Source organism: Olavius algarvensis spirochete endosymbiont (genome assembly GCA_900608495.1).
GTDB lineage: Bacteria > Spirochaetota > Spirochaetia > DSM-2461 > DSM-2461 > UBA2779.
On record UWYT01000052.1, the window covers coordinates 1 to 319 of the forward strand.

General features: G+C 54.9%; 1 pseudogene. It reads left to right on the top strand.

The window, feature by feature from the left end:
* Positions 1-311: pseudogene (locus tag S1OALGB6SA_RS01065) on the top strand (hypothetical protein); the annotation flags it as partial.
* Between the last annotated feature and the right edge of the window lie 8 nt (positions 312-319).

The window sequence follows — 319 nt, forward strand, 5'->3', positions numbered from 1 at the left end:
GCACCTTTGCCGGCACTGGCTCAGCGAGTCATGCGGATGGCACTGGCAACACGGCGCAGTTTAATAATCCCGCCGGCGTGGCTGTGGACTCATCCGGCAATATCTATGTGGCAGATTATGGCAACAACCGCATCCGGAAAATCACTCCGGCAGATAGAATAGAAGATAGAATGGTAAGCACCATAGCCGGCACTGGCAGCACGGAAGAGTTTAACCAACCCCGCGGCGTGGCCGTAGACTCATCCGGCAATGTCTATGTGGCAGATACTGACAACAACCGAATCCGGAAGATAGAGTACAAGGTGCCCTAGTCAGCGGC